30 protein-coding genes and 6 pseudogenes are annotated in these 26,066 nt (G+C 72.4%); 10 read left to right on the top strand and 26 right to left on the bottom strand.

Going from position 1 to position 26,066, the window contains the following annotated elements:
* Positions 1 to 51: 51 nt before the first annotated feature.
* From BJF80_RS04770 to BJF80_RS04750, 6 genes are all read right to left on the bottom strand, one after another.
* A complete protein-coding gene (locus BJF80_RS04770) occupies positions 52 to 1,647 on the bottom strand; it encodes an alpha-amylase family glycosyl hydrolase (RefSeq protein WP_237767418.1) in 1,596 nt (531 codons plus the stop codon).
* Positions 1,539 to 2,042, bottom strand: coding sequence for a hypothetical protein (locus BJF80_RS19710; RefSeq protein ID WP_237767417.1), 504 nt, complete (start codon positions 2,040 to 2,042; stop codon positions 1,539 to 1,541). The genes BJF80_RS04770 and BJF80_RS19710 overlap by 109 nt, the downstream gene beginning before the upstream one ends.
* Before the next feature lie 68 nt (positions 2,043 to 2,110).
* Positions 2,111 to 2,974 (bottom strand): carbohydrate ABC transporter permease, encoded by an 864-nt coding sequence (locus BJF80_RS04765; RefSeq protein ID WP_022923299.1) that lies wholly within the window; start codon positions 2,972 to 2,974, stop codon positions 2,111 to 2,113.
* Positions 2,971 to 4,167 (bottom strand): carbohydrate ABC transporter permease, encoded by a 1,197-nt coding sequence (locus tag BJF80_RS04760; protein ID WP_075811722.1) that lies wholly within the window; start codon positions 4,165 to 4,167, stop codon positions 2,971 to 2,973. Before BJF80_RS04760 ends, BJF80_RS04765 begins: the two co-directional genes overlap by 4 nt.
* Positions 4,164 to 5,498 (bottom strand): ABC transporter substrate-binding protein, encoded by a 1,335-nt coding sequence (locus tag BJF80_RS04755; protein WP_075866787.1) that lies wholly within the window; start codon positions 5,496 to 5,498, stop codon positions 4,164 to 4,166. Before BJF80_RS04755 ends, BJF80_RS04760 begins: the two co-directional genes overlap by 4 nt.
* A gap of 214 nt (positions 5,499 to 5,712) precedes the next feature.
* The gene (locus BJF80_RS04750; protein ID WP_075811718.1) at positions 5,713 to 6,231 is read right to left on the bottom strand and encodes a SprT-like domain-containing protein; all 519 of its coding nucleotides are present in this window, start codon (positions 6,229 to 6,231) and stop codon (positions 5,713 to 5,715) included.
* A 54-nt stretch (positions 6,232 to 6,285) separates the two neighbouring features.
* On the opposite strand from BJF80_RS04750, the gene BJF80_RS04745 reads away from it, so the two are divergent.
* Positions 6,286 to 6,672, top strand: a complete 387-nt coding sequence (locus BJF80_RS04745) for a DUF6394 family protein (RefSeq protein WP_022923303.1) — start codon at positions 6,286 to 6,288, stop codon at positions 6,670 to 6,672.
* A gap of 18 nt (positions 6,673 to 6,690) precedes the next feature.
* Complete coding sequence (locus BJF80_RS04740) at positions 6,691 to 8,472, top strand: potassium channel protein (protein ID WP_083673456.1); 1,782 nt, start codon at positions 6,691 to 6,693, stop codon at positions 8,470 to 8,472.
* A 32-nt stretch (positions 8,473 to 8,504) separates the two neighbouring features.
* Here the strand turns inward: BJF80_RS04740 and BJF80_RS04735 are convergent, their stop codons facing one another.
* A complete protein-coding gene (locus tag BJF80_RS04735) occupies positions 8,505 to 9,032 on the bottom strand; it encodes a DUF3806 domain-containing protein (RefSeq protein WP_075811716.1) in 528 nt (175 codons plus the stop codon).
* Here BJF80_RS04735 and BJF80_RS04730 point away from each other — a divergent pair.
* The 3 genes from BJF80_RS04730 to BJF80_RS18720 all read left to right on the top strand — a co-directional run bounded on the left by BJF80_RS04730 (position 8,933) and on the right by BJF80_RS18720 (position 10,786).
* Complete coding sequence (locus BJF80_RS04730; protein ID WP_321166340.1) at positions 8,933 to 9,616, top strand: SGNH hydrolase domain-containing protein; 684 nt, start codon at positions 8,933 to 8,935, stop codon at positions 9,614 to 9,616. The genes BJF80_RS04735 and BJF80_RS04730 overlap by 100 nt on opposite strands.
* Positions 9,617 to 9,666: 50 nt before the next feature.
* Positions 9,667 to 10,170 carry a DUF427 domain-containing protein gene (locus BJF80_RS04725; RefSeq protein WP_075811712.1) on the top strand — a complete coding sequence of 168 codons (504 nt, stop codon included), beginning with the start codon at positions 9,667 to 9,669 and terminating at the stop codon, positions 10,168 to 10,170.
* 136 nt (positions 10,171 to 10,306) lie between these two features.
* On the top strand, positions 10,307 to 10,786 hold the full coding sequence (locus BJF80_RS18720) for a hypothetical protein (protein ID WP_075811710.1): 480 nt from the start codon (positions 10,307 to 10,309) through the stop codon (positions 10,784 to 10,786).
* A gap of 107 nt (positions 10,787 to 10,893) precedes the next feature.
* On the opposite strand, the gene BJF80_RS19705 is transcribed toward BJF80_RS18720, so the two are convergent.
* Positions 10,894 to 11,136: a LysM peptidoglycan-binding domain-containing protein gene (locus BJF80_RS19705; RefSeq protein ID WP_237767416.1), complete on the bottom strand. Its 243-nt coding sequence runs from the start codon at positions 11,134 to 11,136 to the stop codon at positions 10,894 to 10,896.
* A 62-nt stretch (positions 11,137 to 11,198) separates the two neighbouring features.
* On the bottom strand, positions 11,199 to 11,738 hold the full coding sequence (locus tag BJF80_RS21020) for a transglycosylase family protein (protein ID WP_143553978.1): 540 nt from the start codon (positions 11,736 to 11,738) through the stop codon (positions 11,199 to 11,201).
* Between the two features lie 243 nt (positions 11,739 to 11,981).
* On the opposite strand from BJF80_RS21020, the gene BJF80_RS04705 reads away from it, so the two are divergent.
* Both BJF80_RS04705 and BJF80_RS04700 read left to right on the top strand, forming a co-directional pair.
* A complete protein-coding gene (locus BJF80_RS04705; RefSeq protein ID WP_075811706.1) occupies positions 11,982 to 12,395 on the top strand; it encodes a dienelactone hydrolase family protein in 414 nt (137 codons plus the stop codon).
* A gap of 69 nt (positions 12,396 to 12,464) precedes the next feature.
* The gene (locus BJF80_RS04700) at positions 12,465 to 13,229 is read left to right on the top strand and encodes a class I SAM-dependent methyltransferase (protein WP_075811704.1); all 765 of its coding nucleotides are present in this window, start codon (positions 12,465 to 12,467) and stop codon (positions 13,227 to 13,229) included.
* A gap of 98 nt (positions 13,230 to 13,327) precedes the next feature.
* Here BJF80_RS04700 and BJF80_RS04695 read toward each other — a convergent pair.
* The 4 genes and pseudogenes from BJF80_RS04695 to BJF80_RS04685 form a co-directional block, all read right to left on the bottom strand.
* Positions 13,328 to 14,535 (bottom strand): annotated as a pseudogene (locus tag BJF80_RS04695) (DUF8462 domain-containing protein).
* A 145-nt stretch (positions 14,536 to 14,680) separates the two neighbouring features.
* Entirely contained in the window at positions 14,681 to 14,956 is a 276-nt protein-coding gene (locus BJF80_RS04690) for a WXG100 family type VII secretion target (protein ID WP_075811702.1), read from the bottom strand.
* A gap of 163 nt (positions 14,957 to 15,119) precedes the next feature.
* A complete protein-coding gene (locus BJF80_RS18715; RefSeq protein WP_158068473.1) occupies positions 15,120 to 15,266 on the bottom strand; it encodes a hypothetical protein in 147 nt (48 codons plus the stop codon).
* 20 nt (positions 15,267 to 15,286) lie between these two features.
* Positions 15,287 to 15,814, bottom strand: a complete 528-nt coding sequence (locus BJF80_RS04685; RefSeq protein WP_075811700.1) for an SAF domain-containing protein — start codon at positions 15,812 to 15,814, stop codon at positions 15,287 to 15,289.
* A gap of 91 nt (positions 15,815 to 15,905) precedes the next feature.
* Here BJF80_RS04685 and BJF80_RS04680 point away from each other — a divergent pair, with 91 nt between their 5' ends.
* Together BJF80_RS04680 and BJF80_RS04675 are read left to right on the top strand one after the other, a co-directional pair.
* A complete protein-coding gene (locus BJF80_RS04680) occupies positions 15,906 to 16,238 on the top strand; it encodes a rhodanese-like domain-containing protein (protein WP_022923327.1) in 333 nt (110 codons plus the stop codon).
* Positions 16,239 to 16,240: 2 nt separating this feature from the next.
* On the top strand, positions 16,241 to 17,065 hold the full coding sequence (locus BJF80_RS04675) for an HAD family hydrolase (RefSeq protein ID WP_075811698.1): 825 nt from the start codon (positions 16,241 to 16,243) through the stop codon (positions 17,063 to 17,065).
* Positions 17,066 to 17,176: 111 nt separating this feature from the next.
* On the opposite strand, the pseudogene BJF80_RS04670 reads toward BJF80_RS04675, so the two are convergent.
* From BJF80_RS04670 to BJF80_RS04640, 8 genes and pseudogenes are all read right to left on the bottom strand, one after another.
* Positions 17,177 to 18,036 (bottom strand): annotated as a pseudogene (locus BJF80_RS04670) (Fpg/Nei family DNA glycosylase).
* Positions 18,036 to 19,088, bottom strand: coding sequence for an App1 family protein phosphatidate phosphatase (locus tag BJF80_RS04665; protein ID WP_075811696.1), 1,053 nt, complete (start codon positions 19,086 to 19,088; stop codon positions 18,036 to 18,038). Before BJF80_RS04665 ends, BJF80_RS04670 begins: the two are co-directional and overlap by 1 nt.
* Positions 19,089 to 19,097: 9 nt before the next feature.
* Positions 19,098 to 19,604 (bottom strand): hypothetical protein, encoded by a 507-nt coding sequence (locus BJF80_RS04660; protein ID WP_075811694.1) that lies wholly within the window; start codon positions 19,602 to 19,604, stop codon positions 19,098 to 19,100.
* Between the two features lie 78 nt (positions 19,605 to 19,682).
* Positions 19,683 to 19,907: a hypothetical protein gene (locus BJF80_RS04655; RefSeq protein WP_022923332.1), complete on the bottom strand. Its 225-nt coding sequence runs from the start codon at positions 19,905 to 19,907 to the stop codon at positions 19,683 to 19,685.
* The gene (locus BJF80_RS04650; protein WP_075811692.1) at positions 19,895 to 20,248 is read right to left on the bottom strand and encodes a hypothetical protein; all 354 of its coding nucleotides are present in this window, start codon (positions 20,246 to 20,248) and stop codon (positions 19,895 to 19,897) included. The genes BJF80_RS04655 and BJF80_RS04650 overlap by 13 nt, the downstream gene beginning before the upstream one ends.
* Positions 20,245 to 20,406, bottom strand: a complete 162-nt coding sequence (locus tag BJF80_RS18220; RefSeq protein ID WP_143553977.1) for a twin-arginine translocation signal domain-containing protein — start codon at positions 20,404 to 20,406, stop codon at positions 20,245 to 20,247. Before BJF80_RS18220 ends, BJF80_RS04650 begins: the two co-directional genes overlap by 4 nt.
* A gap of 16 nt (positions 20,407 to 20,422) precedes the next feature.
* Positions 20,423 to 20,977 (bottom strand): hypothetical protein, encoded by a 555-nt coding sequence (locus BJF80_RS04645; protein ID WP_075811691.1) that lies wholly within the window; start codon positions 20,975 to 20,977, stop codon positions 20,423 to 20,425.
* Positions 20,974 to 21,387 (bottom strand): annotated as a pseudogene (locus tag BJF80_RS04640) (MauE/DoxX family redox-associated membrane protein); the annotation flags it as partial. The gene BJF80_RS04645 and the pseudogene BJF80_RS04640, both read right to left, overlap by 4 nt.
* A gap of 47 nt (positions 21,388 to 21,434) precedes the next feature.
* On the opposite strand from BJF80_RS04640, the gene BJF80_RS21485 reads away from it, so the two are divergent.
* Entirely contained in the window at positions 21,435 to 21,623 is a 189-nt protein-coding gene (locus BJF80_RS21485) for a hypothetical protein (RefSeq protein WP_143553976.1), read from the top strand.
* Here BJF80_RS21485 and BJF80_RS19020 read toward each other — a convergent pair.
* The 5 genes and pseudogenes from BJF80_RS19020 to BJF80_RS04625 form a co-directional block, all read right to left on the bottom strand.
* Entirely contained in the window at positions 21,542 to 22,267 is a 726-nt protein-coding gene (locus tag BJF80_RS19020; RefSeq protein ID WP_187344344.1) for a hypothetical protein, read from the bottom strand. The two genes, BJF80_RS21485 and BJF80_RS19020, sit on opposite strands and share 82 nt — an antisense overlap.
* Positions 22,268 to 22,281: 14 nt before the next feature.
* Positions 22,282 to 22,482: pseudogene (locus BJF80_RS21480) on the bottom strand (cell wall-binding repeat-containing protein); the annotation flags it as partial.
* A 280-nt stretch (positions 22,483 to 22,762) separates the two neighbouring features.
* A pseudogene (locus BJF80_RS21475) lies at positions 22,763 to 22,831 on the bottom strand (hypothetical protein); the annotation flags it as partial.
* Between the two features lie 179 nt (positions 22,832 to 23,010).
* A pseudogene (locus BJF80_RS21470) lies at positions 23,011 to 23,358 on the bottom strand (cell wall-binding repeat-containing protein); the annotation flags it as partial.
* 528 nt (positions 23,359 to 23,886) lie between these two features.
* A complete protein-coding gene (locus BJF80_RS04625) occupies positions 23,887 to 25,440 on the bottom strand; it encodes a peptidoglycan-binding domain-containing protein (protein ID WP_075811683.1) in 1,554 nt (517 codons plus the stop codon).
* Positions 25,441 to 26,066: the final 626 nt, after the last annotated feature.

The following is a 26,066-nucleotide window of genomic DNA, read 5'->3' as shown; positions in this document are numbered from 1 at the left end:
GACGACCGGCGCACCCGCCGCCGGTGCGTCGGGGCGTCGGGGCGTCGGTGGTCAGGGGCGGACGAGCCAGACCGGCTGGTAGGTGGAGAGGTAGAGCGAGCCGTCGGGCTGCAGGCTCGGCGGGTAGCCGTTGAGCGCGTCGATCGAGGCCTCCACCGGCAGACCCTGCTCGCGCAGCCACCAGCCCGGCACGCTGCGACCCTCGGCAGTGAGGTTGTAGAGCCCGACCATCGGCCCGACCGGGTGCCGGCGCAGGACGACGAAGACCGCCGGGTCCGGCGCCGCGACCACGGTGGCCCCGACGCTGGCGTGCAGGTGCGGCAGCGCGGCGCGGGCGGTGGCCAGGTGGCGCAGACCGGCGAGGACCCGGCCCTCGGGGGACTCCGGGTCGGCGTGCGCCGCGGCGAGCCGGGCCGGGTCGAGCCGCGGCCGGTGCACCCAGCGGTTGTCGTCGGCGTGCTCGGTGACCGCCGCCCAGTCCGCGTCGTTGAGGGTCGCGATCTCGTCGCCGGACCAGATGACCGGCAGGCCGCCGAAGCCGTAGACGATGGCGTAGCCGAGCAGCAGCCGGGCCACCGCGTGGTCGACCGCCACCTGGGCCTCCTCGATCGCCTCCTGCCCGACCGCCTCCTGCTGGCGGGCCAGCGCCTGCTCCAGCCCGGCGAGGCTCGCGGCGGCACCGGAGATGCGCTTGTCCCCGGTCGCGGGGTTGTGCTGGAAGACCAGCCCGTCCGACCACGACCCCTCGAAGTCGCCGGAGTAGTAGTCCGACAGGAACGTCCGGTGGCCGTGCCCGTCGGCCATGACCGAGCGCGCGTCGTCGTCGTCGATCGCCCACCCGATGTCGTCGTGGCATCGCAGGTAGGTGATCCAGGCCGTGCTGGCCGGGACGACCGGGAAACGGCCGAGCGCGTGCGTGGCCAGCCGCGCGTCCGCGCTCGCCAGCATCGACCAGATCTGCACCATGAGGCTGTTGTGGTAGGCGAGGTCGGACACCTTGCCGTGGTGCCGCCCCTGGCCGAGGTAGTGCACGACCTCGTTGGGCCCGACGATCGCCTCGGCCTTGAAGATGAGCGCCGGGGTGGCGATCCGCGCGAGCGATCGCAGCGCCTGGGTCAGCTGGTGCACCTCCGGCTCGTTCTGGCAGGAGGTCCCCATCCGCTTCCAGATGAAGGCGATCGCGTCCAGGCGCAGGATCTCCACGCCATGGTTGGCGAGGAAGAGGATGACCTCGGCCACCTCGGCGAAGACGTCGGGGTTGTCCCACGCGAGGTCCCACTGGTAGCTGTTGAAGGTGGTCCACACCCACCCGTCCAGCTCCTCGTCGAAGGTGAAGTTGCCGGGCGCGAAGTCGGGGAAGACCTCGGGCAGGGTGCGCTCGTAGGCGTCCGGGACCTCGCGGTCGGGGTAGACGTGGAAGTAGCGCCGGTAGCGCTCGTCCCCCGCGCGGGCGGCGCGGGCCCACTCGTGCTCGGCGGCGACGTGGTTGAGCACGAGGTCGAGGCACAGGCTGATCCCCCGCGACCGCAGCTCGGTCGTCAGCCGGCGCAGGTCGGCCATCGTGCCCAGGTCGGAGCGGATCGCGCGGTAGTCGGCGACCGCGTAACCGCCGTCGTTGGGCGCCGGGCGGGGCTGCAGCAGCGGCATGAGGTGCAGGTAGCCGACGCCGAGGTCGCGCAGGTGGTCGGCCAGCCCTCCCAGCGCGGACAGCGTCCCTCCGGGGTGAGGCGCTCGGCATACCCGGCGTAGCCGACCAGGTCCGGGCGCTGGAACCAGTCGGGCTCCAGCGAGCGACGCTCGTCGAGCAGGTGCAGGTCGTCCTCCCGCTCGAGGTATGCCCTCGCCGCCAGCTCGAGGGCACGCGCGGCGAGCGCGGGCGGGTCGGGGTAGGGCGCCAGGCCGGCCACGAGCTCGTCGAGCCGGCGGGCGACGCGCAGCGCGAAGGTCGTGCGGCGGTGCTCGGGCAGCGGCGCGAGAATCGCCTCGAGCCGGGAGCGGGCACCTGCCGGGAGTGCCACGGGCCAGGGGAGTTCCTGTGTCACGGACTCATCCCACCACACGACGAGGGCGGGGCTGGCGTGCGCCACCCCCGCCCTCGTCGTGCATCCGGTCAGCCCTTGACGGCGCCGCTCGTCATCCCACGCACCAGGAAGTTCTGGAGCAGGAAGAAGACGATCATCGGCAGCACCATCGAGATGAAGGCGCCCGCGGTCAGGAGCTCGGCGCCCTGACCCTGGGTGCCCAGCAGCTGCTGCAGCTTGACGATCACCGTGGTGTTGTCGTTGGAGAGGAACAGCTTGGCGATGAGCAGGTCGTTCCACACCCAGAGGAACTGCAGGGTGGCGAAGGCCGCCATCGCCGGCATGGCCATCGGGGCGACGAGCTTCCAGAAGATCTGGAAGTTGGAGCACCCGTCGATCCGCGCCGACTCGACCACGCTGAACGGCAGCGAGGACATGTAGTTGCGCAGCACGTAGATGCACAACGGCATACCGAAGCCGGTGTGCAGCAGCCAGACCGCGAGGTACTGTCCCGCGATGCCGATGCCGTTGGGGCCGAACAGGTTGAGCAACGGCTGGAAAGCCACGTGGATCGGCACCACCATCACCGCGACGATGATGATGAACAGCGTCTCCTTGAAACGGAACTGCAGGAAGGTGAACGCGTAGGCCGCGAAGGCGGCGAACATGATCGGGATGATCGTCGCCGGGACGGCGACGACGATCCCGTTGAGGAAGGCGTTGCCCATGTCGGCCTGCTGGAAGACCTGGACGTAGTTGTCCAGCGTCCAGGAGGTCCCGAACGGGTTGATGATCGCCGACCACCAGCCGCTGCTCTGCGCGTCGTCCCGGCTGCGGAAGCTGGTGACGAGCAGACCGAGCGTGGGCAGCGTCCACAGGATCGCCAGCACCAGCATGGTCACCATCGAGAACGGGCTGCGCTGGCGCCCGTCCTTGAGTCGTCCGGCGCTCATCGCATGGCCTCCTGCTTGCGGAAGTCCCTGACCTGGTAGATCAGGATCGGAATGATCGCGACGAGCAGCACGACGATGAGGGCGGTCGCGCGGCCGGCGTCACGGTTGGTGAACATCTCCCGGAAGAACATGTTGGCGATGACGTCGGTGTCGTTGCGCCCGTTGGTGAGCACGTAGACGATGTCGAAGACCTTCATCACCAGGATGAGCACGGTGATGAAGACGGTGACGATCGTGCCCCAGATCTGCGGGATGACGACCTGCCAGAAGATCTGCCACTCCGAGGCGCCGTCGATCCGGGCGGCCTCGATGGTGTCCTCCGGCACGCCCTTGATCGCCGAGCTCAGCAGCACCATCGCGAAGCCGGTCTGCAGCCAGATGAGGATGACCATGAGCAGCAGGCTGTTGAGCCGGGCGGTGTCGATGTCGAGCCAGCTCTGCGGCTCTCCGCCGAACCAGTTGACCCAGATCGCGTTGAGCGCCGCGGTCTGCGGCGAGCCGGGCGGGTTGTAGCCGTAGACCGTGGTGAGCCAGATCGCCGAGGCCGCGACGAAGCTGATCGCCATCGGCATGAAGATGAAGCTCTTGGACCACTTCTCGCTCCCTGCCGAGAGCTTGTCGGCGAGCACCGCGACCACGACGCCGAGCGCCACGGTGATGGCGGGCACGATCGCGATCCACAACAGGTTGTTGAACATCGCCGACCAGAAGTCGCTGCTCCGGAACAGGCTGGCGAAGTTGGCCCAGATCGGGTCGACGTAGGCGGTCGACGTGCGGTTGGCGAAGCTGTAGTGGATCGTCTGCAGCGTCGGGAAGAGCAGCATCAGCCCGATGAGGGAGAAGCCGGGCAGCAGGAAGGCGTACGGCATCACGCCGTGCTCCAGCCGCCGCGGCAACGCCTCGATCGTCATGTTGAGGAACCAGAAGAGGCCGGCCGCGCCACCGACCCCGACCACCAGGCCCAGCACACCCATGAGGATCTTGCTGTCGAAGAACCACTGGGGGTAGTAGGCGAAGGCGAGGAACAGGTTGAGCATCAGCCAGATGGTGACGGCGATCCCGACGACACCGATGAGCAGCTTGACCGGCTGCAGCCCGGCGTCCGCGGGGCCGACCGCCTCCGGCACCCCGCCGGTGTCCGGAGCCTCTGGCACCTCCTCCCCGACGGGAGGGGTCGACGAGGTGGTGCTCACTGGTCCTCGCCCTCCTCGTCCATCGGCTCGTCGGACTGCGGCCAGCCGTTCTCGATCTCGTCGGCCATCTCCTGGGCGGAGGCCGAACCGCTCTGGAAGTCGACCATGCCGGTCCAGAACGAGCCGGAGCCGACCTCACGCGGCATGACGTCGGAGCCGTCGTAGCGGAAGACGTCGGAGGTGTATCCCATCTCGGCGATCTGACGGGTGGTGTCGTCGGGGTAGAGCGAGGCGTCGAAGGAGGTGTGCGGGCTCAGCCAGCCGCCCGCCTGCGCCCAGGGACCGCCGAACTGGTCGGAGGCCAGGAACTCCATCACGGCCGCCGTGTCGGTGTCGTAGGTGAAGGCCGCGGCGAGGTCACCGCCACCCAGGATGGGCTGGCCGTCGAAGCCGTCCGCCGCGGGCGGGAAGGTGAAGATGCCCACCTCCTCGTCGAGGTTCTGCTGCACGTCCTCGGGGAAGAAGCCGGTGGCGAAGTTGCCCTGCCGCATGAGGTAGCAGCCGGGGTCCTCGTCGAAGGCCGGGGTCATCGCGTCGGCGAAGGGGGTGTTGAGGATGCCGCGCGACCCACCGAGCACGTCGTCGTCCGTGGCCAGCTCGCCATAGGCCTGCACCGCCTCGACGACCCGCTCGTCGTTGAACGGCATGCGGTGGTAGATCCAGTCGTCGTAGACGTCCGGCCCGTGCAGCCGGAGCATGTACTCCTCCACCCAGTCGGTGCCGACCCAACCGGTGGACTGGTCGGACTGCCAGCCGATGCACCAGGGCGGCGTGTCGGTGTCCTCCTGGATCTGGGCGGCGAGCTCGTCGAGCTCCTCGAGGGTCGCGGGTTCGGCGTCCCAGCCGTTCTCCTCGAAGGCCTGCTTGGGGTACCAGACGATCGACTTGACCGCCATGCGCATCGGCGCGGCGTAGACCCGGCCGTCGTAGCGCGCCGAGTCGAGGAAGCCGTTGACCAGGGTGGACTCGATCTCGTCGTAGTCGAGCATGGAGTCGATCGGCACCAGGAGGCCTCGCTCGGCGAGGCTCAGCACGCCACCGGGCTGCGGGAAGAGCCCGATGTCGGGCAGGTCGCCGGCGTCGGCACGGACCTGGATGGTGTTGGTGAAGTCCTGGTCCGAGACGTACTGGACGTCGATCCCGGACTCCTCCTCGAACTCGGCCAGGGAGGCGTTGAACTGCTCCTCCTCGCCACCACCGAAGGCACCCAGGATGCTGACGACCCCGTCACCCTCCTCCGGTTCGGCCCCTACGCCGCCGAACCCACCGCCGGTCGCGGCCTCGGGGTTCTGCAGGCACCCGGTGAGGGTCAGCGCTGCGGCCGCCGTCACGGCCGGCACCGTGGCACGTCGCCACCTCGTCGTCGCCACCATTGGCTCCCTTTCTGCTCCGTCCGTGCTCACGCGACCACCTCAGGGCAGGGGCTCGCCACACGCACAACTCCTGGGAACCTAACCCACACGCGCCCCGTGCGACACGCTTTCAGGTCACGCTTTGGTCACGGAACAGACCACGTCGCCGGCCCTGCGTGACGTGCACCTGACGTTACGTCAACGCACCGAGCGAGCGCAGCGTCTGCCGCACCACCGGACCCAGCTCCGCGTGGTCGACCGCTCGCCCGTCGTGGGTCCACGAGATGACCCGCTGGAGCGGGGACATACCCCGGCAGCGCGTGCACACGAGCACCCTCGTGGGGCGCCGGTGCCGGTGCACGACGTGCCCGGCCGCGCACCGCCCCTGCCACCGGCCGGCGACGGCCGGCCCGTCCGGCGCGGCGTAGCAGCGCTCACCGCTCGAGCCGATCGCCCGCGCCCGGGCCCGCCACACCGCGTCGTGCCCGTGGCCGGGCCCCACCAGGGCGTGCGCGATCTCGTGCAGCAGCGTCTCCCGCACCTGCGCCGGCTCGTGCGCCGCGGTGACGTGCCTGCTCAGCGTGATGCGCCGGTCCTGCCAGTGGCACGCCCCCGCCCGGACCTTCGCCCGGTCCAGACCGAAGCTCCACCCGCGCAGCCCGTGCTCCCCCATCAACCTCCGGGCCAACCGGCCCGCCTCCTCCAGATCCATACCGCACATCCTAGAAAGCAGCGCCGACAGACCTGCGGCGTTATCGTCGTGGGTGTGAATCTCGAGAAAGTCGTGTTCGGTTTCTTCGTGCTGCTCGCCGCCACCCTGAACTTCGGCTACGTCCTCGGCGACATCGACAACCCCAAGTTGCACAACGTCTACGAGTTGTATGCCGCCGTGGTCGTCAACATCATCGCCACGATCCTCAAGTTCGGTGACCGCACCCAGATCGGCGCGGTGCACCTCGCGACCTCGCTGGTGGCGAGCATCCAGCTCATCGTCGCCGCCCTCGTCTGGATCTGGGCCCGGCACGTCGACCCCGGCGGCCTCACCGGCCAGCACATGAGCAGCGTGGTCTCCATCGCGGCCGGTGCCTTCCTGGCCAACGTGGTCTCGATCATCCTGCTCGTCGTCGAGACCGTCTCCTACCGCCGCCGCTGACCGGCATACCCGGCGCCCATGGCCAACCTCCTGCAGCTCCTCGGTCGCGGCAAGCCCGCGCGCCCGCGCCCGGACTCGTTGCGCCGCTACCGCGTCGACGTGCCGGCCGAGCTGCCGACCACCGACGCCGTCTTCATGGTGCTGCGGCGGATGCGGGCGCCGCTGGTCGTGCTCGTCAGCGTCTTCGCGATCATGACCTTCGGGCTGAGCACCATGCCGGGGACGGAGGAGAACCCGGACCGGCTGACCGTCTTCGACAGCTTCTACGTCATCAGCTACACCGGGCTGACCATCGGCTACGGCGAGGTGCCGCACGAGTTCAGCTACGCCCAGCGGCTCTGGGTGACGCTGACGATCTATGCGGCCGTCGTCGCCTGGTCCTACAGCATCGGCGCCCTGCTCTCGCTGTCGCAGGAGCAGACGTTCCGTCAGGCGCTGCGGCTGCAGCGCTTCGGTCGCAAGGTGCGCAGCATCCAGACACCGTTCGTGCTCATCGTCGGCTACGGCCAGGCCGGTGAGGCGGTCTGCCGCGCGCTGGAGGACCAGGGGCGCGACTTCGTGGTGCTCGACGAGAACCCGGACCGCATCCAGCAGCTCGCGCTGGACGGCTACTCCAGCGACCACCCCGGCTTCGCCGCGAGCGGGCGCGACCCGCGCATGCTGGGCATCGCGGGGCTGGCGCACGACCACTGCGAAGCCGTGCTGGCGCTCACCGACAGCGACGAGACCAACCTGTCGGTGGTCATGTCGGTCAACCTGCTGCGCCCCGAGCTCATGGTCATCGCCCGCTGCAGCGACCGCGAGCACGCCCAGCAGATGCACGACTTCGCGGCCGACGTCATCATCAACCCGTTCGACCGCTACGGCGCCTATCTCGTGATGGCGCTGCGCCGTCCGGCCGGCTTCCGGCTGGCGTCCTGGCTGATGAGCAAGCGCGGCTCGGTCCTGCCGCACCGGCTGCACCACCTGACCGAGGGGCAGTGGGTCGTGTGCGCCGACGGCACCTTCGGCTTCGAGGTCACCCGGGACCTCGAGAGCGCGGGGCTGGACGTCATCCTGCTCGACCCCGCCGACGGACGGCCGGACGTCTCCGACGCGGTCGGCTTCATCGCCGGTGCCGAGTCCGACATCGTCAACATGGCCAACGCGGCGCACGCGCGGATCGAGAACGACCAGCTCTTCATCGCCGTCCGGCAGAACTCCGCGACCAACGCCGCCCCGTTGCAGGCCTTCGACGCCGACTCGGTCTTCATCCCCACCGAGCTGCTGGCGCGCGAGGCGGTCGCCCGGATCACCTCCCCGAACTACTGGAGCTTCATCGACCACGTGCTGCACGAGGACGACGAGTGGGACCGTCGGGTGATGGACGAGATCGTCGCGGTCGTCGGCGACGAGACGCCGATCTCCACCCGGCTCGACCTCGACTTCACGGGCGCACCGGCGGTCGTCCGCTGGCTCACCGAGCACGAGCTCACCCTCGGGGACCTCGTCCGCGACCCGGACGAGCGCGACGTCCGGCTCGCCGTCTACCCCGCGGTGCTCGTCCGCGCCGGCCGCCGGATCTTCACCCCGGGCATGGATCAGACTCTCAAGGAGGGCGACACACTGCTCCTCCTCGGCCGCGAGGTGGACCTGGCGGTCATCCGCTCCACGATCTTCCACGACGCCGCGGTGGAGTATGTCGCGACCGGTCGCGAGGTCGCGACCTCCTGGTTCATGCGGCGGGTCCAGAAGCTGGCGGGCCGCCCCAAGGACCCGGCGCCCCGCGCCCCGGTGCCCCCGCCCGACGACGAGGGCTGAGGGCCCGGCCAGGCACACCTGGTCGACCGGGCTCAGCGGCTGCGCACCTCGACGATGTGCCCGACCACCTTCGGCACCCAGCCGCTCTCCCGCCGCATCCAGCGCACCGCCACGAGGTTGGCCGGCACGACCACGAAGTCGCCCGCGCAGACGGCCAGGTCGGTGCCGAAGACGTCGGTCACCACCTCCCAGGCCAGGTCGGTCCGGCGGTGCAGGTGCTCGCCCACGGCCATGGCATACCGCTCGACGATCTGGTCGTGGCCCCCGTCGCGCCGCTGCACCCAGGCCGCGAGCGCGCGGTCGAGACCGGCCCCGACGGAGGTGAGGTCGTCGACGTCCACCCCCTCGGCCTCCACCGCGGCGACGCCGGCGTCGATCCGTGCCCGCTCCGCCTCGTCGATACGGCGCGACTCCGGCGTGAGGGGGATCTCCTCGACGCTGCTCTCCCCCGGGTCCGGCAGTGCGCGCACCCGCGGCTCGTCCTGACCCGCCCGGGAGCGGCCGAACAGCTCGCGGACCCGGCCCAGCCGACCCACGCCACGGCCCTCTCGCTCACCCATTCGTGCAGCGTAGTGGCTGCCCGGCGGCCGACGTCATACCCATGACCGGGGAGCGGCCGAAGTGGATCTGCCGCGAGTGGCTGCAGGAGGTGACCGCCGCCGTCGCCGAGGACCCGCCGGACCTCGTCGTCACCGCGCAGGTGCCGATCCCGCGGCTGTGGATCGAGGACGCGGTGGTGCCCTCGGCGCAGGTGACCGAGCCCATGGCGGCGGGGATGGTGCGGGCCTGGGACGGGCTCGGCGTGGGCGGGTCCGGACTGGCGACGATCCGGCCGACCCCGCGCTTCGACGTCGACGTGCCCGAGTGCGTCGCCGAGCAGCCCAGACAGGTCGACCGCTGCGGCCGCACCGCCGCGCAGGCCCTGGCAGCGGTGTCGGCCCCGGTCGACCGGGCGCTCACCGGCGCACCGCAGGTGCTCGCGGTCGACCTGGGCGACCGGCTCTGCCCGGGGGGGTGGTGCCCGGCGGTCGACGACGGGGTGCTCGTCTGGACCGACACCAACCACCTGAGCCGCACCCGGTCCCTGGAGCTGGCCGCACCGCTCGGCGAGGCGCTCTCCGCAGCCCTGACGGACCGCCGCTGAGCCGTGCGTCGGTTGGGCAGCGGCCCGTCCGCCGCCCTATGGTCGGGGGTATGCCTGCACCGACCGAGTCCGTCTGGGACTATCCGCGACCGCCCGCGCTCGACACGAGCGGCGGGGAGCACGTCGTGATCCGGGTCGGTGGGCAGACGATCGCCGAGACCGTCGCGGCGATCCGGGTGCTGGAGACCTCGCACCCGCCGACCTACTACCTCCCGCTCGGGGCCTTCGTCACCGGGACGCTGCAGCCGGCGCGGGACAACCGGCGCACGACCTGCGAGTTCAAGGGGTCAGCCACCTACTTCGACCTGGTCGTCGACGGGCAGCGGCTGAGCCGGGCGGCCTGGACCTACCCCGACCCGGCGCCGGGCTTCGAGGAGATCGCCGACTACGCCGCGGTCACCCCGGGGCTCGTGGACGGCGCGACGTCCCCCGACGACGGCTGCTTCGTCGACGGGGAGCGCGTGGTGCCGCAGGAGGGCGACTTCTACGGCGGCTGGATCACCTCGCGGGTGCAGGGTCCGTTCAAGGGCGGCGCCGGCACGCAGGGCTGGTGAGACCCCCGCGGTGACCCCGCGTGGGCGTGGGAGACAATGACTCCCCGCCCCGGCCCTCCCCTGTCATCCGTGGTCGAGGCGGCTTCCTGCCGTCCACGACGGACGGCGTCCCACCCGATCCAGGAGGATTCCACCGATGCGACGTGCCCTGACCGTGGCCACCGTGATGAGCCTGGCGGTCCTCACCGCCTGCTCGGCCGACGACGAGAGCACCACCCCGAGCCAGACCCAGGAGGGCACGACCGCCAGCGAGGAGGCCGCGCCGGAGCGCGAGGTCGCCGACGACCCCGTCTGTCAGGACTTCCTCGCCGGTCAGGGCACCCCGCTGGACGAGCGGGCGGCCACCCAGCTGGAGGTCGTCGCCGCGGGCGACGACCTCGACCCGGTCTCCTTCTCCGAGGTGACCCTGCTCTCCGGGCGGCTGTCGACGCTCGCGGAGCGCGCCGACGGCGACCACGCCGCGCTGCTCGAGCGGATCGACGCCCCGCTCGTCGAGGTCAACGACGCCGTCGTCGAGGCGGGCACCCGCACCGAGGACGTCATCGACATCCCCGACGTCGACACCACGGACGCGCAGGCCGCGCTCGAGGAGCTCGTGAGCACCTGCAGCGCCTGAGGCGACCCGGGTATGCCGGTGGCCCGGCCCCGCGATCCACGCGCGAGAGCACGTGGACGGCGGTGCCGGGCCACTCAGCTGTCCCGCCGCTGCGGCGGGGAGGGCGGTCAGCCGAGGTGCAGGACCTGGCCCTCGAGGATGAGGTCGGGGTCGGCGATGTCGTTGGCGGAGACCAGCGCGTCGATCGAGACGCCGTGCGCGGCCGCGATCTTCGCCAGGGTGTCGCCCCGCTCGACCGTGTAGCTGCCGGCGCCCGTGGCGGCACCGCCGGCGGGGACGAGCATGACGTCACCGGCGTAGATCAGCGCCCCGCCGTGCGGCAGGTCATTGATGCCGACGAGCTCGAGCACGGTCGTGCCGTGGTCGGCGGCGATGGTGCCGGTGGTCTCGCCGCGCTCGATGACGTGCTCGCTCAGGGCGACGGCCTGCGCCGGGGCGGCCGGCTGGGCCTGCTGCGGCGCGGCCTGCTGGGTCTGCTGCTGCGGCGCAACGGCTCCGGCTGCGCGGCTGCGCCGGGGCCGGCTCGGGCTCGGCCGCTGCTGCGGCGCGGCTCGGGCTGCGCCGGGGCGGGCTCGGGCTCGGCGGGGGCCGAGCCGCCCGCGGTGAGGCCGGCCTCGACCGAGCACACCGGCCAGGCTCCGGGGCCCTGACCGGCCAGGACGTTCTCGGCGATGGCGATCTGCTGCTCGCGGCTGGCGAGGTCGGCGCGCGCGGCATACTGCGTGCCGCCGAAGCCCTCCCAGGTGCTCTGGGCGAACTGCAGGCCGCCGTAGTAGCCGTTGCCGGTGTTGATGCTCCAGTTGCCGCCGGACTCGCACTGGGCGACGGCGTCCCAGGTGGCGCCGCTGGCGGCCTGGGCCGAGCCGGCGGAGACGGTGCCGGCGAGCGCGGCCAGGCCGGTCACGGCGACGGCGGCGCCGAGGCGGCGCGGACGAGTGGCACGGTGCTGCATGGGGTGAAACCTCACAGGGTGGACTACAGGGGACACGGGTCGCAGGCTCCCCCGCGACCGCTCACCACCGTGCGACAGAAGTCTGGACGCCGCACCCACGTCACGGTCAGACTCCGGTCAGGAACGCCCTCGGCACCGCGTTGACCAGCGGGGTCGCACGCCCACGTGAGACTCCTCACGTCCGGGTCGTCGAGCAACTAGCATCGACGCACGGGACGTCGTCGAACGACCCGGAGGTCACGCATGGCTGAGGTACTGCTCTTCCACCACATCCGGGGCCCGACGCCCGGCGTGCACGCCTTCGCCGACGATCTGCGGGGCGCCGGGCACACCGTGCACACACCGGATCTCTTCGAGGGGCGCACCTTCGAGCGCATCGAGGAGGGCTTCGCCTTCGCGCAGGAGACCGGCTTCGGCGTGCTCCGCGAGCGCTGGCCGGAGGGTGTGCCGGTCCAGATCCACGGCATGGAGGGCGACGAGTTCTTCGACGAGGACCTTCCTTCGGCACGCGAGCTCGCCGGGTCCACGCCGGTGGCGGAGCTCTTCGTCTACCCGGGGGACGCGCACCTCTTCACCGACAGCTCGCTGGCGGCCTACGACGCAGCGGCGTCAGCGCTGCTGCTGGACCGGGTGCAGCAGTTCCTCACCACTGTCTGAGCGCACGCCCCGGACCGGGTCGACGACACGGGATGCCGTGACCGACCGCCGCTGCGGCATGCTGGGCGCGTGCGCTCCTTCGAGGATCTCGTGGCCGAGGCCGTGGCCGCCGACGTGACCGGCTGGGGCTTCGGCTGGCTCGAGGGCCGCGCGAGCGAGGAACGCCCGCCCTGGGGGTTCGCCCGGCTCCTCGCCGGTCGCCTGGCCACCGTGGACCGCGCCCTGGACATCGACACCGGTGGTGGCGAGGTCGTCGACGAGGCACCGGAGCTGCCCGCCGACATGGTGGTGACGGAGAGCTGGCCGCCCAATGCCGAGCGTGCGCGGGCCACCTTGCAGCCGCGAGGGGTACGGGTGGTCGAGACCGAGCCGGGGGCGCCGCTGCCCCTGGACTCCGCGTGGTTCGACCTGGTCAGCTCGCGCCATCCGGTGAGCCCGGACTGGCCCGAGATCCACCGGGTCCTGCGGCCGGGCGGCGAGTACCTCGCCCAGCACGTGGGGCCTGCCTCGGCGTTCGAGCTCATCGAGTTCTTCCTCGGACCGCTCCCGGAGTCACGCCAGGGGCGTGACCCGGTCCACGAGGTCGCCGATGCCGAGCAGGCCGGGCTGCGCGTCGATGACCTTCGCACCGCCCGCTGCCGGATGGTGTTCCACGACATCGGCGCGGTGGTGTGGGTCCTGCGCAAGTGCGTCTGGTGGGTGCCGGACTTCGACGTCGAGCGGTATGCCGAGCCGCTGCGCCGTCTGGACGCACAGCTGCGGCGGGGCGAGCCCTTCGTCGCCCACTCCACCCGCCACCTCATCAGCGCACGCCGACCCGCGGTTGCGGGCTGACGTCCCTGCGACACGCCTACCGAGAACGGCTGCAGCGTTCACGTGAACGCTGCAGCCGGTAGTGTTCGGCGCGTCGAAGGCACGGCCGCCCAGCACTCTCAGGTGTGCTCGCGCAGGTACCTCCCGAAGTGCGGCACGGTGAAGGCGATGCGACCCCGCTCGCCGGAGTAGATCAGCCCCTTCTTGAGCAGCGCGTCCCGGGCGGGTGAGAGCGACTGCGGCTTGCGGCCCAGGTGGGTGGCGATGTCGGAGGTCGCGACCGACTCGATGTCGTCCAGCTCCTCGCCCGAGTCCGCCCGCTCGGCGGCGAGGTCGGCCATCGCCCGGAGGTACTCCCGCTCCCCCGGCGTGGCCCGCTCGTAGCGGCTCCCGAAGAAGCCGACCGCCAGCTCGGCCTCCGCCTCGGGCCCGGCGACCCGGACGTCCTCGGCGCTGATCGGCGACTCCGGCGCCAGGTCCCACACCTCCTTGCCGTAGGCTGCAGGAAGTAGGGGTAGCCGCCGGTCGCGGCATACATCGCCTCCAGCGCCTCGATGGACCACGCGGCGTCCTCGTCCTCCGCCGGCAGCTGCAGCGCCCGCTCGGCCTGCTCGCGCGAGAGCCGGTCGATGCGGGTGTAGCGGAAGAGCCGCTCGGAGTAGGACTTGCTCGCGGAGAGCACCGCGGGCAGGTGCGGCAGCCCGGCGCCGACGACGATCACCGGCAGCGCAGACTGGCTCAGCTCGTGACACGCCGCGCAGATCGCCGAGACGTCCTCGGGCTGCAGGTCCTGCATCTCGTCGATGAAGACGGCGACTCCCTTGCCGACGTCGGCCGCGAGCCCGCCCACGTCGGAGAAGAGCTCGACCAGGTCGATCTCGATGTCGCCGGAGTCGGCCCGTCCGGTGACGGCGGGAGCGTCGATGCCCGGGTTCCACCGGTCCCGCAGCTTGGCGCCCGGCTGGTCCTTCTGCGCGAACGCCTTGATGACGCCCAGCACGTGGTCCACCTCGTCGCCCTGCGGGTGCCCCAGCTCGCGCACCGCGACGTGCAGCGCGGCGGCCATGGGGCGGCGCATCCCCTGCTCCGGCCGCGCCTCGTACTTCCCCGTCCCCCACCGGCCGCGCACCGCGGTGCCCCGCAACGCGTTGAGCAGAACCGTCTTGCCGACGCCGCGCAGGCCGGTGAGCACCATCGAGCGCTCAGGGCGACCGCGGGCGATGCGCTCCAGCACGACGCCGAAGCGGTCGAGCTGCTCGTCGCGGCCGGCGAGCTCGGGCGGGCGCTGGCCCGCCCCAGGGGCATATGGGTTTCGGATCGGATCCACGACGGCACCGTATGCGCTTCTCTAGCGGATCCGGCAGAGACACGCAGACGAGGGCATCGTCACCGTCCCGACCCCGTGCTGACCCCGAGACACAGCGAGGACCGGGGAGCATTGCGCTCCCCGGCCCTGGCTGTCGACGAAGACGTCAGATGCGGTCCGACTCGCCGGTGGCGGCGGCCAGGTTGTTGTGCTGTGTCTTGACGTCTTCCTTGGCCTCGATGAGCGCGTCGACGAGCTTCGGGGTCAGCGTCGGCTTGAAGGTGCCCCACGCCTCCAGGAACTTCTCCGAGTTGGCGCCGGTCCAGACCGTGCCGTCCAGCGACTTGGTGATGTCGTCGGAGACGCGCTGGATGTCCAGCGCCGAGGTGTCGAGCGTCTTGTGCAGGTCTCGCAGCGTAGCGAGTTCACCATCAACGGACATGATGTTTCTCCCCTTCTGGGTTCCGGTGCTTGGTTACGACCGCCCCCCTGTTTCACCCTCGGTGTGCGATCTGCCGCCCACATTATGCAGACCGACGACGTGGTGTCCAGCGCGAGGCAGACCGCTTCCAGCCAAGCGGCAGATCGGCATCAACCTGCCACACTCAGCCGGGCCAGATCACCTGCACGCGCTCTGGCTGCCCGGCCACGATGCGGTCGCCCCCACCTGGCGGCAAGGACTGCCCGAAGGCCGAGCGGTTGAGCCGGGCACCGAAGAGGTCGGCGTCCGCGCTCGACTGGGGGTTGAGCAAGATGCCGTTGCCGGACTTCTTCAGCAGCGCCGGGGGGCCGCGGTCGCGAAGACGCGCACGATGTCTCCAGCCTGCGGGGTGTCCGAGGGGCGTCCGCTCGACGCGACGACGACGCCCACCTGCTGCGCGCCCGCCGGCGCCAGCTCGGACGCGGTGAACATCTGTCCGGAGACCAGGCTCCCGGCCGGGATCGAGGTCACCGCCTGCGCGCCCACGAACTCGTCCACCGAGGAGGCGCTCACGACCTCGGTGCCCTCCTCGAAGGCGATCTCGGCGACGGTGAAGTCCTCCGCGGTGACCTGCTGACCCTGGCGGATGGTGTCCTGGGCCACCAGCACCTGCACCCGGTTGCCGGTCCGGTAGACCAGGAGCGCACTTCCCAGGGCGCCGACCAGCACGAGCAGCAGCGCGAGCAGGGCCAGGGCCGGGCGCTTGTCCCTGGTGCGGGAGGGCAGGCGCGACTCGGTGGCACCCGTGGAGGCGGTCGTCTTGCGGTGTTGTCCCCTTCCGGCACAGACCGGAGCATTCGATGGATGGGTGGCGATCACCGACGGCGGTGCTCAGCCGTCGCCCACTGTAACCCCCGCGCTGGCTACCGCCCTAGCTACCGGCATACCGCATCGGTGTCATAGTGAGGGCATGAGCGACATCCCGAGCATCGCCGTGACCGACCTCCCCGACGACGCCGTCGTCGTCGACGTCCGGGAGCCGGACGAGTGGGCCGCGGGCCACGCCCCCGGCGCGGTCCACCTGCCCCTGGGCGACCTCCCCGCCCGGATCGACGAGCTGCCCGAGACGCAGACCTCGCTGCCGGTGGTCTGCCGCAGCGGCGGCCGGTCCGGCCGTGCCGTCCAGTGGCTGGTCCAGCAGGGCTTCGACGTGGTCAACGTGGACGGAGGCATGCAGGCCTGGGACCGGGCCGGCAAGACCCTGGTCGGCGGCGCCGACGGCCGTGAGCCGACCGTCGCCTGAGGATGCCTGACGCCCTGATCCAGCCGCTCACCGTGGGCTCGCGGGTCGTGGTGCGCCACCTGCTCGAGGACGGGGCGCGGGCCACGGACACCGTCGGTGTGCTGGTCGAGCGTGGCCCGCAGCACCTCCGCGTCCGCTCCGACCGCGGGGAGGAGTCGATCCGCGTTGACGCGGTGGTGGCCGCCAAGGAGGTTCCCGCGCGGGTCTGGCGGCTCGCGTCCTTCCTGCGACGGGCGCGGATCGCGGTCCTGGACCTGGACGGCGTGCTGCGGGACTTCGACGCGAGCGGGGAGCGCACGCGCAACGAGCGCGAGCTGGGGCTGCCTCGCGAGGGTCTGCCGGAGCTGGCCTTCTCCCTGCCGCAGGCCGGACAGATGGTGGTCGGCAAGACGACGTACGCCGCGTGGGTCCGGGCCCTGACCGCCCGGCTGCTCGAGCTGGGCCACCCCGAGCCGCTCGTCGCGCAGGTCGTGCAGGGGTGGCAGCGCGATCGCGGCACCCCCGTCGCCGCGACCGTGGAGCTCGTCGACGACTTGCGGGCGAAGGGCACACCGGTCTTCGTCTTCACCAACGGGACGGACCGGGTGCCGGCGGAGCTCGAGCAGATCGGGTTGGGGCGGCTCGTCCCCTCCCTGCTCAACACCCATGACCTGGGTGCCGCCAAGCCGGATCCGCAGGCGTATGCCGCCGCGCACGTCGAGATCTCGCGTCGCCTCGGGCGGGAGGTCTCCCCGGCCGAGGTGCGATTCACCGACGACCGGCCGGCGAACGTCGAGGCGGCACGGGCGTTCGGCTGGCAGGCCCAGGTCTTCCGCCGTCCGGCCTGATCCTGAGCCCGGTGGTGCGCGACTGCAGCGGATAGGTCACTCCACACGGGGATGAGACGACATACCCGATGCCGTAGCGCGGTGCAGTCGTGCCCTGCCCGGACGAGCGCCTCAGCGCAGCAGCCGCGACATGCGGCGGTCCGCGAGCGGCTTGCCGCCCGTCTGGCAGGTGGGGCAGTACTGCAGCGAGGAGTCGGCGAAGGACACCTCGCGCACCGTGTCGCCGCACACCGGGCAGGCCTCGCCGGTGCGTCCGTGGACATTCATGCCCGCCCGCTTGGCGTCCTTGAGCTGGGCCGCCGGCTTGCCCTCGGCGGCGAGGACCGCCGCCTCCAGCGTGGTGCGCAGCGCGGTGTAGAGACCCCTCACCTGCTCCGCCGTGAGGCCCGCCGCGAGCGCGAAGGGCGAGAGCCGCGCGGCGTGCAGGATCTCGTCGGAGTAGGCGTTGCCCACCCCGGCGAGGACCGACTGGTCCCGGAGCAGACCCTTGATCTGGGTCCGCCGGCCCTCCAGCAGCGCCGCGAAGGCCGCCTCGTCGAAGCCGTCGGCGAGCGGGTCCGGGCCGAGCGAGGCCACCCCTGGCACGTCGGCGGGGTCCCGGACGACATACGCCGCCAGGCCCTTCTTGGTCCCCGCCTCGGTGAGGTCGAAGCCCGCACCGTCGTCCAGGCGGACCCGCAGCGCGATGGGGCTGCGGCCAGGGCGGACCTGGGTGCGCGGCATCTCGTCGTACCACCGCAGCCAGCCCGCCCGGGCCAGGTGGAACACGAGGTGGGTCCCGTCCACGTCCACGTCGACGAACTTGCCGTGCCGGCCCACCCCGTCCACCGGGCGCCCACGAGCGCGGTCGGGGGCGGGTCGAAGGTCTTGAGCACCGCGATCGAGCCCAGCTCGACATCCGTGACGACCCGCCCGGTCAGCCGGTCGGCGAGGAAGTCGGTCAAGGCCTGGACCTCGGGCAGCTCGGGCATCAGCCCTGCCTCCGGGCCCGGGCCCCCACGAGCAGCTGGTGCAGGCCGAAGCCGTTCGCCGCCTTGAGCATCGGCACCTGGACCCGCTTGCCGAGCAGCTCGTCGGTCGCCACCGGCAGACCGCTGGACAGGACCTGCTCGGCCGGGGTCAGCTCGCGCAGGCAGATCGCCTCGACGGCCTCCGGGTGCTCCTGCGCGAACTCGCCGTAGATGACCGGGTCGTGCTGGCCGTCGTCACCGACGAGGATCCAGCGCACGTCGGGAAACTCCTCGCGGAGCCGCCGCAGCTCGAGCTCCTTGTGCTCCTGCCCGGAGCGGAACCACCCGGTGTTGGTCGGCCCCCAGTCGGTGAGCAGCATCGGTCCGACCGGGAAGTCGTGCCGCCGCAGGAAGCGGGTCAGCGCCGGCGCGGTGTTCCACGCCCCGGTCGAGAGGTAGAGGACCGGCATACCGGGGGTCTCGGCGAGGAGCGCGCGGTACATCGAGCTCATCCCGGGAACCGCCTGGCGGACCTGCTCGGACCGCACGAAGGTGTTCCAGCCCGCGATGAGGATGCGTGGCAGGTGGGTGACCATGACGGTGTCGTCGATGTCGCTGACCAGCCCCACACCGACCCCCGGGTCCACGACGAGCACCGAGACGGTGAGCGAGTCGCCGTTGGTGATCTCCAGGTGCGCCTCCTGCCAGCCGGGCTCCAGCCCGTGCCCCGTCAGCTCGACCTCGACATACCCGCCGCGGTCGGTCCGGGTGGTGACCTCAGCCTCCCCCAACCGCACGCGCACGGGGACGTCCATCGCGGGCGCGGTGAGGAACAACCGCCACCCCCGCTGGGCGATGTCGAGCAGCGAGTCCTGGGCGTGGGTGAGGGCGGTGCGGGCCTCCTCCGGCTCGTGCCGGGACAGCAGCACCCGGGCGAACAGACGGGCCCGGTCCGGGCTGCCGTAGCCGGTGTAGCCGAAGACCCGTTCGTGCCAGCCTCGACGGCGCAACAGTGAGTCCAGACGGCGCCGGACCGAGTCCTCGACCAGGGCGGCGATGTGGGGACGCGCCATGGGCACACCCTATCCGCCGAGCCGCGACCACGCCGCGGCCAGCAGCAGCACCGCGGCCAGGACGCTCCCTGCGCGCTCCAGCACCCGGGAGTGACCGGCCAGGAAGTTCTGCCACCCAGGGGCACCCAGCGCGATCCACACCAGGACGGCCCACGACCGGGAGAACCCGAAGGCCGCACCGAGGACGAGCGCGACCCACCACGGCGGCACGACGAGCAGCACGAAGAGGGCCGCGAGGTAGGACGCCGCCGAGGGCACCAGGGTCCGCCAGCCGCAGCCGTACTCCAGCCCGAAACGGAACCCGCCCCGCGCGATGCCCCGCCCGAAGACCTCCTGCGGGATGAGCGCCGAGCGCTGCGGCAGCGGGAGCACCGGCGCGAGGACGTCGAGCACCGTCACCGCCAGCACGGCGACGACGAGCAGGACGAGCCGCACCGTCTCCGGGACCGGGCTCAGCAGACCGGCCAGCACCCCGAGTGCGGCGCCCGTGGCGGCACCACCGAGGGTCGTGCCCACGGCGAAGGCTCCCCACAGGAGCAGTTGAACATGTCGGCCCCGGACCGAGGCCACCAGCGCCCACGCGCTGTTGACGCCTCAGGTGCTGCCGGACAGCGCCAGCCCCGCCACGACGACGGCGAAGAGCGCCGGCACCAGCCAGACCGCCCCGGCAGCGGGCAGCAGGGCGGCGGACACGGCCAGCCCGGCGGCGCCGGTCAGCAGCAGCAGCGGGAGCGGGTCGGCCAGCCACCGCCGCCACACCGGTATGCCGGTGGCCGCGTCGGCGACGACCGGCAGGTCGGGGTCCTCTAGATCGCCCACGGACAGATCGTCGCCATGCAGGAGCCGGAGCCGGAGCAGGTCCAGCCGTCCGAGCAGCGCCAGGTGCGGCCGTCGCTGAACTTCCAGTTCCAGGAGTCGTAGACGCCGCCCCAGCAGTCGTCGGGACGGTGCACGTAGTAGCGGTCGATGCCCGGGCCGTTCTTGTGCCAGGCGACGACGTTGCCCGCGCCGGAGCGGTAGCGCCAGCAGCAGGCCTGGCTGGTGCACATCGGCGAGGGACCGCACTGGATGCCGTTCTCGGTGTGGTCGCGGGCATACGTGGCGCAGGGGCCGGTCGAGGTGTCGGTGTAGTCGAGGAAGTAGGCCGCCTGCGCCTTCACCCTGGTGCCCCCCTGTTGACCAGGGCCAGCGAGCCCACACCCACCGCCGTCCCGGCGCCCAGCACCCGGGCGATGAACCCGCGGCGGCTGGGGCGCTCCCGCAGCCGGTCCCGCAGCCGCCCGGTGTCGGCCTCCGGCAGGTCGTCGAATCGCCTCATGAGCTGCGCTCCTCCCTCATCGGCAGCGGGGTACGGGCCTGGCGGAGCCAGCGCCGAGGTCGGTGTCCTCGTCCGGCAGCAGCGCGGCACGCAGCGTGCCGTCGTCGTCCACGAGCGCCAGGTAGGGCGTGGCGGGGACCGCGAGCCGGTCCATGACGGACCGGCCCTGCGGCAGGCAGGTGAGGCGCGCGGCGCCCTCGGCATCGGCGAGCGCGGGCTCGCAGGAACCTGCGGAGACGAGGGCGAGCGCGAGGTGACCCGCCCGCACAGCGGGATCGGCGGCCAGACCGCGCAGGGTGAGCGAGCAGGAGCTGCAGCCCGGGGAGACGAAGGCCAGGACAGTACGCTCGGCGCCGGGGTCGAGCAGCCGCCCGCCCACGTCCTGGGGGATCCGGAAGCCCACGAGCTCGCGGGTGGTCCGCGCGCCGCCCCCGCCGGAGGGACGCGGCGCGGATCCGCCCTCCAGCTGACGAGTGAGCAGGTTGACCTGGCGCAGCAGGCCCGCCAGACCCAGGGCCAGCAGGGCGATCGCGACGAAGGCGAGCACGAGCGCGGAGGCGGTGAAGCTCATCGGGCCACCCCTGACAGCGTGGTGAGCTGCTCGGGGACCGCCCGGGCCGCGGGCAGCGCGGCGGTCGCGACGGCGAGAGCCGTGCCCGCCAGGACCGCGACGGCCACCTGGGCGACGACGGGCGCTCCCGGGACCGCCTGCCACCCGGTGACCGGGGCCAGGACGACCACCGCCGCGAGGCCGGTGAGCACCGCAGCGCGCGCGACCGCCCAGTGGGTCACCGGGGTGCTGCCCAGGCCGCACCCGCAGGGCACCGGGGCGCCCTCGACCCGCCGGTGGACGAGCTGGAGGTAGACCGCGAAGGCCAGGCACAGGACGGCTGCGCCGAGCCCGAGGAGACGTGCCGGTGCCGAGGGCAGCAGACCGGTGGCGGCGAGCAGCATCCCGAGGCCCAGCACGACCTCCACGGCGCGAGCGCGCGGGCGACCACCGGGGTGACCCCCGCGGGCAGCAGCCCGTGACCCCGCAGCGCCCGCGTCGTCTCCAGCGGTGCCCGGACGTGGCCGACGCCGGCCGCGAGGAGGACGAGGCCGACAGCCAGGGCCCCGGCGCTGCCGAGGAGGCTCACCGGACCAGCTCCACGACCACCTCGGACAGCGAGGCGACGACGGCGTCGACGCTCTCCTCGCTGCCGGGCATGCCGTAGCTCACGAAGTCCTGGCTCTCCAGGACGGCATACGCGTGCCGCTCGGTGTCCGAGGAGCGCGAGAGCTGCCCGCCACGCACCGCTGCGCCGCCGGAGCGGCCGTCCTGCAGCTGCCCAGTGCGCGCCCGACGGACGTCGAGCAGGTAGCCGAAGCTGCTGCCGTCGTCCCCACCCCCGGGCGTGGAGCCCTGGTCGAGCTCGACGACCTGCGCGACGGTCTGGGTGCGGTAGGGCGACCAGCTGGTGCGGCCGGACGGTGTGAGGACCGGCCCGATCGGGTCGGCCTGCACGTCGACGTCGGCGAGGAAGCCGGTGAGCGTCTCGACGTCCATGACGGGCACCGTGAAGCCGTAGAGCTGGTGGTCGCCGACCGCGACCGCCCAGCCGAAGCCCTGCTGCGGATCGCCGCCGAAGCGGCCGTAGCGCAGCACCTGTCCGCCTCGCAGGCCGACCTCACGCTCCAGCGTGGTGCCGGTGACCTCGAGGTAGAACGCCAGGTCGACCTCGCGACCCGAGGTGACCTCGAGCTGACCCTCGCCCTCGAGGGCCAGCACCCCCAGCGAGGTCCCGCCGGGCAGACCGATGGCGTCCGGCACCTCGATCCGGACCGCGTCCCCGGACAGCAACCGGTGTGTCGTCTCCATGCTCGCTCCCTCCCTCACCCGACGTGGGCGCCGACCTGATCCATGACCACCGAGCTCAGCGCGACCTGCCCGCCGAGCAGCACGCCGCGCAGCGGGTCCAGCGCCTGCAGCGCCGCGCGACCGTCCGAGACGAGCTGGCCCTGCCGGGTCAGCACCACGGGCACGCCCTGGCTGCCGGCCCGCGCCGCGCCCACCAGCGCGTCGGGGAAGGCGGTCCCGGTGGCGACGTAGGCCCGCGCCGGGCGCGGTCGAACTCCTGGGCGATCCGCGAGGCCACGGCATACCGGTTCGCGCCGGTGATCCGCGACACGGAGCCGGAGGTATGCCGGCGCAGCTGGCTGACGACGGTGTCGGAGACCGCGGCGGGGCCCCCGACGACGACGATGCGACCGGGGTCGAGCCGGGCGATCTGCTCCTCCACGGACGGGTGGAGCCCGGCCTCGGGGTGAGCAGCACCGGCGCACCCTGGTCGCCGGCGAGTGCCCCGATGGCGAGCGCGTCGGGGAAGTCGGCCCCGCTGGCGACGTAGAGGACCGAGCCGCCGGGCGTGTAGCTGCGCGCCACCCCGGCGGACACGTCGTAGCGGGTCCGGCCGGTGATGCGGGTCGTGGAGTCGGCGTAGGCGCCGGCCTGCCGCGCGACCGTGCTGCTGACCGCCCCGGTGCCACCGAGGACGACCAGCCGATCCGGCGAGAGGCGCCGCAGCTGGGTCGCCGTCGCGACGGGAGATGGTCGGAACGGGTGAGCAGGACCGGCGCGTCCAGCTGCCCGGCCAGGGCCGAGGCGCCGATCGCGTCCGGGAAGTTCTCCCCGGTGGCCAGGTAGGCGGTCCGGACCCCCGCCGGGTAGGTGGCCGCGACCCGGGCCGCCGAGTCGTAGCGGTCCGACCCGGCGATCCGGGACACCGGGGCGTCGCGACAGGTGTAGATCTGCACGTTGTCGACGTCCCACCAGGTGCTCGCCCCGGACCTGCTGCGGTGCTCGAACCACGCGCCGAGGTGGCCGTTCTCGTCGTCGGTCGCGGCCGTGACGTCGTAGACGCGGCCACCCCACGACCTGCCGGCGTAGACCCGCAGGTCCACCGAGTTCATCTGGGCCCGGGTGTAGCCCGAGTTGCCCTGGGTGCTGCGGGTGGAGAACCCGAGCATGGTCCGCCGGTCGACGGAGACCTTCACGTAGGGCAGGAACATGTGGTCGCTGGTGTCACCGGAGGACACCGAGGCGCGGGCGGCGGACCCGTCACGCGAGGAGACCAGCGACCACCCGTTGTTGAAGCGGGACTGCGGCACGCCACGGTCCATGGAATGACTGTCGACGCTCACCCGGCGGGTCATCCCCTCCGGACAGGGCGCCGGCCCCAGGCCGCTCCAGTCCACGGCGGTGCGCGTCGCCGCCTGGGTCTCGTCCACGTCCGGCTCCTGCGGGCTGGCCACCGAGACCGTGCCCAGCCCCAGAGCGCCGAGCACGGCGAGCACCACGCCCGCCGTCCCCACCTGCCGGATCCGCCTCATCGCTGCACCCCTCGGTCGATCGTCCTGCCGACACTACGACGCGGCAGCGGGACCGCCGCGTTGCCTCGCCGGAGCAGAAAGTTCTCGAGCAGAGCGGACGCGTGCAACTCAGCGGGTCGCGCCGGACATGGCGGCCTCGTGCCGCGCCTGCTCCTCCCGGGCGCGCTCCTGCCGCTCGCGCTCCTCGCGCGCCTCCTGCTCGGCCTTCTCCTGACGCTCGCGCTCCTTCTCCTCCTGCTCCTCACGCTCGCGTGCCTTCGCCTCACGCTCACGCTGCTGCTCCAGACCTGGGGCGCCGGCGATGCGCTCCTCCTCGACGGCGACCTGCTCGATCGCGACCCAGGTCGCACCGTCGACGGCACCCGTCGGCTCCAACCCGGCCGCCTCCTGCACCTGCGCGACGGCCTCGGCGGTGATCGGGCCGTAGCTGCCGTCGGCCTCGACGCCCAGCAGCTCCTGGACCAACGCGACCGCGCCGCCGGCATACGGGCTGTCGGCCCGGCCCTCCACAGCGGCCCGAGCGGCGAGCTCGCCGTCGGGGTCGGCCCCGACGTCGCGGCTGCCCTCGGCCAGCTCGATGTCCCGCAGGGCCATCGTCGGGTGCACCGCGCGCTCCAGGAAGACCCAGGTCAACGGGGTGACGGCGGCCGGTTCGTCGCCGCGCCGGCGGGCCTGCTCGGCGAGCACCGGGATGCTGTCCTCGAACTCGGCGAGCGCCTCGGCCGTCTTCGGGCCGAAGTCGCCGTCCGGCTCGGCGCCGAGGGCCTCCTGGACCGCGACGACGGCCTCGCCGGTGTCGCCCTGCGTCAGCGTGGTCCGCTTGTAGGGGGTGAAGACCGACACCTGCCAGTCCTGCGGCACGACCGCCTGCGCGGAGGCGGGCAGGTCCTCGAGCTCGACGCCCTGGGCGGCGGCGTAGGTCGTGGCGTCGGCGACCCCGGTCTCGGGCACGCCGTGCTCGGACTGCCAGTCGAGCAGCGCGGCGCGGGTGGCGTCGTCCAGCACGCCCGTCGCCTCGAGCCCGAGGACCGTCTGCAGCATCGAGACGCCCGGTCCTGACCCACCGGGACGCACCGTGGCGAGCTCGGACGTGGGCGCTGCCACCGGGGGGTCGCTGCACGCCTCGAGGCGGGGGAAGGTGTGGACGGCGGCATACTGGCCGGAGACCGCCGCGCACGGCCCGAGGTCGGGCTCGGTCACGGCCACGCCGGTCCACCACGAGGTCCGCATCATCGCGCCGTCCCAGGTGAACGACACGTGGACGTGGTCGGTGTGCGGGCTGGGGCCGACGTAGTGCCGCCAGGCGTTGTCGTCCTTCATGTAGACGAGGCCGTTCCAGATGACGTACTCGATGCCGAAGCGACGCATCATCTCGCCGTCGTTCTCGGTGAGCCAGGCCACCGCCGCGTCACCGATGCGGCGCTCCTGCGGGTCGTAGGCGTTGAGCGTCCAGTCCAGGGCACGCCCGTCGTGGTGCTGGCTCATGTAGTCGATGCAGGTGCGCGCGCCGCTCCAGGCGCCGCGCCCGTAGGTCTGCGTGAGCAGCATCGCGAAGGCGGTGACGCCGGGCCGGTCCTGCGGGTCGCAGGACACCTGGTCCTGGTAGCCGGTGTCCTCGTCGAACTCAGTCGGCAGCTCCTCGTTCTGCGGCGGCTCGGGCACGGGGTATGCCGGGTCGGCCGGCAGCGGGGCGAAGGTCGCGGGCCCGGCGGGGGTTCCGCCGTGGCTGAACCCGGTGCCCCCCGGCGCGGGTGCGGGGGTGGTGCCGGCCCCGCCGTCGCCACCGGTCTGGTCCTGGCCGCCGGAGTCCCCGGCCTGACCGCCCGCAGGGTCGGAGGGCTGGGTCCCGGCGCGGCCGGGTCGACGCCCTGGTCCTCACCGTCGGCCAGCGCGGCGATCTGACCACCCGAGAGGACGAGCCCCCCGGTCAGCAGCGAGGCCGCCAGAAGTCGTGCTCCGCCGCGTCGTCGTGATCCCCCAGTGCGTGCCACCATCCGCCTGACAACCCCTTGTTCGTGCGGCGCTGCTGCGCCGGTGTGACCTGCCGACCCGCGAACGCCCCGGGGACGCCGCGCAGCGCCGAGCGACACCTCGGTGTGGTCTCTCGACGCTGGTGAGAAGCGTACGTCCTTCACGCGCGGCGCGATAGCCCCACCTGCGACTTCTTGACCAAGCCGTCACCTGGAGGATCACACTTGCCTCATCAGTCAGATCCGTCACCGAGCTGCCCGCTCCCGGTCCCCAGTCGTTCACCGCGGCGTGGTCCGTTCGTCGGGTGGGGCCGCTGG

The organism is Serinicoccus sp. CUA-874 (assembly GCF_001942225.1).
GTDB classification, from domain to species: Bacteria; Actinomycetota; Actinomycetes; order Actinomycetales; family Dermatophilaceae; genus Ornithinicoccus; species Ornithinicoccus marinus.
This window is presented reverse-complemented; position numbering and strand designations above follow the sequence as displayed.